Origin of the sequence: Streptomyces sp. UH6 (assembly GCF_013421635.1) — a bacterium.
Classification (GTDB): domain Bacteria; phylum Actinomycetota; class Actinomycetes; order Streptomycetales; family Streptomycetaceae; genus Streptomyces; species Streptomyces abyssomicinicus.
The window spans coordinates 1-3,404 of sequence record NZ_JACADT010000626.1; the positions used below are offsets into that span (position 1 = coordinate 1).

Consider the following 3,404-nt stretch of genomic DNA (forward strand, 5'->3'; position numbering starts at 1 on the left):
TTCGGCGAGGGCGTCACCTCGGTCACGGTCACCGTCGCGGGGGGCGGCACGGTGGACGTCACCGCCGCGCCGGCCTCCGGCGGAGCCCCCGCCACGGCGACGCTCTCCCCGGCCGCCCCCACCTCCGGCCCGTACGACCACACCACCCTCACCGCGCCGTTCACCGCGTCGGGCGTGCGGGACGTCCGCGTCACCCTGCGCGGGGAGATCCGGCTCGCCGAGCTGCGCTTCACCGGCTGAGGAGCCGCCCGGCGGGGCCCGCGTCCGCGCCCGGCGAGGTCCGTGCCCACGCGGCGGGGCCTCGCCGGGCGGACGGGCCTACCGCAGCCCGACGACGACGATCTCGTCACCGCACAGTTTGCGCAGGTCGTCCTCGTCGGAGGTGAAGACGGTGACCGGTCCCGGATGCCGCAGGGCCACGGAGGCGAGCGCGGCGTCGATGGCGTACTTGTGCCCATGGAGACCCGCCTCCCCGAGGAGTCCGACAGCCTCCTCGGCGACGTCCGCGGTCACCGGCTCGACATGGATACGGGACAGCGCCCAGTGCCAGGCCGGCAGGTAGGTCCTCACGTCGTACGCCTCGATCAAGGTCATGGAGGTGGTCATGACGCGGATACCGCAGCGATGCGCCTCCTTGATCCGGGCGCCCACGCGGCGCTCGCCGCGTACCCACCGGGACAGGCCCTCGCAGTGGTTCTCGCAGGACATCGTCGACGAGTTCCCCGACCACGACGCCGCCGTCGCCGATTACGCCGCCACCACCGACCCCCATCTGGTCGCCCGCCTCGTGGGCGAACTCCACGAGTTGCTCGCCCTCCCCCTGGACGAGGGGGACCACGCCTTGGCGGCCGCCGAACTCGGCATGGAGATCGACCCGCCCGAGCCGTTCTCCCACGGCGCATGGTTCCAGTCGCCGGCGACGAGGCTGTCCGACGCGTGAGGCACCGGGGCTCGTCGTGGTCCGGACGGCTGATGCGGGGATCGTGGTGCCTGACCCCGGTGCCGTCACGTGTACTGCTCGAGCCGACGCCCGCGCAGGCCGCCGCGCGGCCCGCGCAGGCCGCCCCCGTCCGTCCCGGGCGTCACATGTCCGCGGCCCCCGCCCTGATCGCGGCGCGGATGCGGGGGTAGGTGCCGCAGCGGCAGATGTTGCGGATGCCGTCGAGGTCGGCCTCGGTGATCTCGCGGCCCTCCTCGGCGACCCGGCGGACCAGGGCGACGGCGGCCATGATCTGGCCGGGCTGGCAGTAGCCGCACTGGGCCACGTCCTGGTCCAGCCAGGCCCGCTGCATGGGGTGCAGGTCGGCGCCCACCGTGGCGGCGAGGCCCTCGATGGTGGTGATCTCGTCGGTGGGGGCGAGGTCCTTCACCGGGACGGCGCAGGGGTTCACGGCGCGGCCGTTGAGGTGGCTGGTGCACGCCTTGCAGACGTTGATGCCGCACCCGTACTTCGGCCCGGTGACGCCCAGCACGTCGCGCAGGACCCACAGCAGCCGCTCGTCGTCGTCGACGTCGACGGTGACCTGTTCGCCGTTGAGGCGGAAGGTGTGCTCGGGCATGGGTTCTCGGTTCTCCCAGGAGTCGGAGCGGGCCGGGGCGGGCCGGGGCGGGTCGGAGCGGGCCGGTCGGGTCAGCGGACGTGGTCGAGGCCGTCCGTGGGCGAGGCCGGGACGGGCGGGACGGTCGGCTTCGGCTCGAAGGAGAGGGTGCCGTGGTTGACCGGGAAGGTGGTGGGCATGGTGCCGGTGGCGCGGCCGTACGCGCAGGCCACGGCGGCCATCGAGGCGGCGACGCCCAGTTCCCCCGCCCCGCCGGGCTTCCCGGTGGTGTCCGGCAGGACGATGACCTCCACCTCGGGCGGGGTGTTCCACTGCCGGGTGTAGAAGTAGTTGTCCCAGCTCGCCTCGAGGAAGTGACCGTCGCGCAGGTGCAGGCTGGAGGTCAGGGTCAGCGCGATGCCGTCCATCAGGCACCCCGTCATCTGCGCCTCGAGACCGCGCGGGTTGACGGCCAGGCCCACGTCCACGGCGGTGAACGCCTTGGTGACCCGCGGGCCGGCCACGCCGTCGCGGACCGGCCGGTTCACGGTCTCCGGCCGGCAGTCGATCTCCACCAGCACCGCGTTGACGGAGCGGTACTCGGTGTGCAGCGCGATGCCCTGCGCCGTGCCGGCCGGCATGGCGCGGCCCCAGTTCCCCGCCTCGGCGACCGCCTCCAGCGCCGCCCGGGCGCGGTCGTCGCGGAGGAGGTCGCGGCGGAAGGCGAACGGGTCCTTGCCCATCTTCGCGGCGACCCGGTCGACCATGAGCTCCCGGGCGCAGGTGACGTCCGGGGAGAAGACGTTGCGCATGCTGCCCGTGTTGAACCCCTTGTCGGTCTCGTTCAGCAGGCGGCTGTTGACGCCGAACTCGTAGGGCATGGACTGGGAGAGCTGGAAGAAGACCTGGGAGAAGGCGGCGTCGCCGACCGGGAGCTGCGCCACCGTGGCGGTGAGCAGCTCGCCGAGACCGTGGCCGAGGTCGGTGGCCACGCCGGTGTGCCGCTGCCGGTAGCCGAGGACGGTGTTCCCGGCGTAGGCGATGCGCACCCGCGAGCGCGCCATCGGGTGGGCGCGCCCCTGGCGGGAGTCGTCCGCGCGGTGCCACATCAGCTTGACGGGTTTGCCGGTCTTCCGGGAGACCTCGGCGGCCTCCAGCGCGGCGTCGAAGAAGAGCTTGCGGCCGAACGAGCCGCCGCCCTCGGTCACATGGACGGTGACCGCGCCCACCGGCAGCGCGAGCCGGGCGGCGATGGTCTCCTGGGCGACGATCGGCGACTTCAGGGACGCCCAGATCTCGGCACGGCCGGGCCGTACGTCGGCGATCGCGCAGTTGGGCTCCAGCGCGCTGTTGCTGCGGAAGTGGAAGGTGAACTCGCCCTGCACGTGCGGCGTCAGCGGCGGCAGCCCGATGGGGATCTCGGCGGCACGCAGCTCCTTGAGGACGGTCGCGTCGGACTTGCCCTCGGCGGTGCCCGGCTTCCAGGTCACCCGCAGGGCGCGGACGGCGTCGACGCACCGGCCGAACGTCCGCGCCCGGACCGCCACCCCGGTGGAGATCACCACGACGTCGGTGACGCCCGGCATGGCGCGGACCTCGTCGAGGTTGGCCACCGAGCCGACCTTGCCGTTGATGGTCGGAGGGCGGCAGACCATGGTCGGCAGGGCGTCGGGCACCTGGAGGTCCATGGTGAACCTCTTGCGCCCGGTCACCGCGTCGAGCGCGTCGACGCGGTTGTGGGGGCGGCCGACGACGGTGAACTCCTCGCTCGCCTTCAGCTCCACGGACTCCGCCTCGGTCCGCAGGGCGGCGGCCTTCGCGGAGAGCTCGCCGATGCCGATCCGCCGCCCGCCGGGGCCGGTGACG

4 protein-coding genes and 1 pseudogene are annotated in these 3,404 nt (G+C 73.5%); 2 read left to right on the top strand and 3 right to left on the bottom strand.

The genetic code is table 11. The features are described 5' to 3' along the window. A partial coding sequence (locus HW445_RS23225) for a hypothetical protein (protein ID WP_180222902.1) occupies positions 1–240 on the top strand: 240 nt, incomplete at its 5' end. A gap of 78 nt (positions 241–318) precedes the next feature. Here HW445_RS23225 and HW445_RS23230 read toward each other — a convergent pair. After that, complete coding sequence (locus tag HW445_RS23230; protein ID WP_306673346.1) at positions 319–606, bottom strand: hypothetical protein; 288 nt, start codon at positions 604–606, stop codon at positions 319–321. 40 nt (positions 607–646) lie between these two features. On the opposite strand from HW445_RS23230, the pseudogene HW445_RS23235 reads away from it, so the two are divergent. After that, positions 647–940, top strand: a pseudogene (locus HW445_RS23235) (contact-dependent growth inhibition system immunity protein); the annotation flags it as partial. Positions 941–1,082: 142 nt separating this feature from the next. Here the strand turns inward: HW445_RS23235 and HW445_RS23240 are convergent. Both HW445_RS23240 and HW445_RS23245 read right to left on the bottom strand, forming a co-directional pair. Then, the gene (locus HW445_RS23240; RefSeq protein ID WP_151769548.1) at positions 1,083–1,559 is read right to left on the bottom strand and encodes a (2Fe-2S)-binding protein; all 477 of its coding nucleotides are present in this window, start codon (positions 1,557–1,559) and stop codon (positions 1,083–1,085) included. Between the two features lie 71 nt (positions 1,560–1,630). Then, a partial coding sequence (locus HW445_RS23245) for a molybdopterin cofactor-binding domain-containing protein (RefSeq protein WP_180222904.1) occupies positions 1,631–3,404 on the bottom strand: 1,774 nt, incomplete at its 5' end.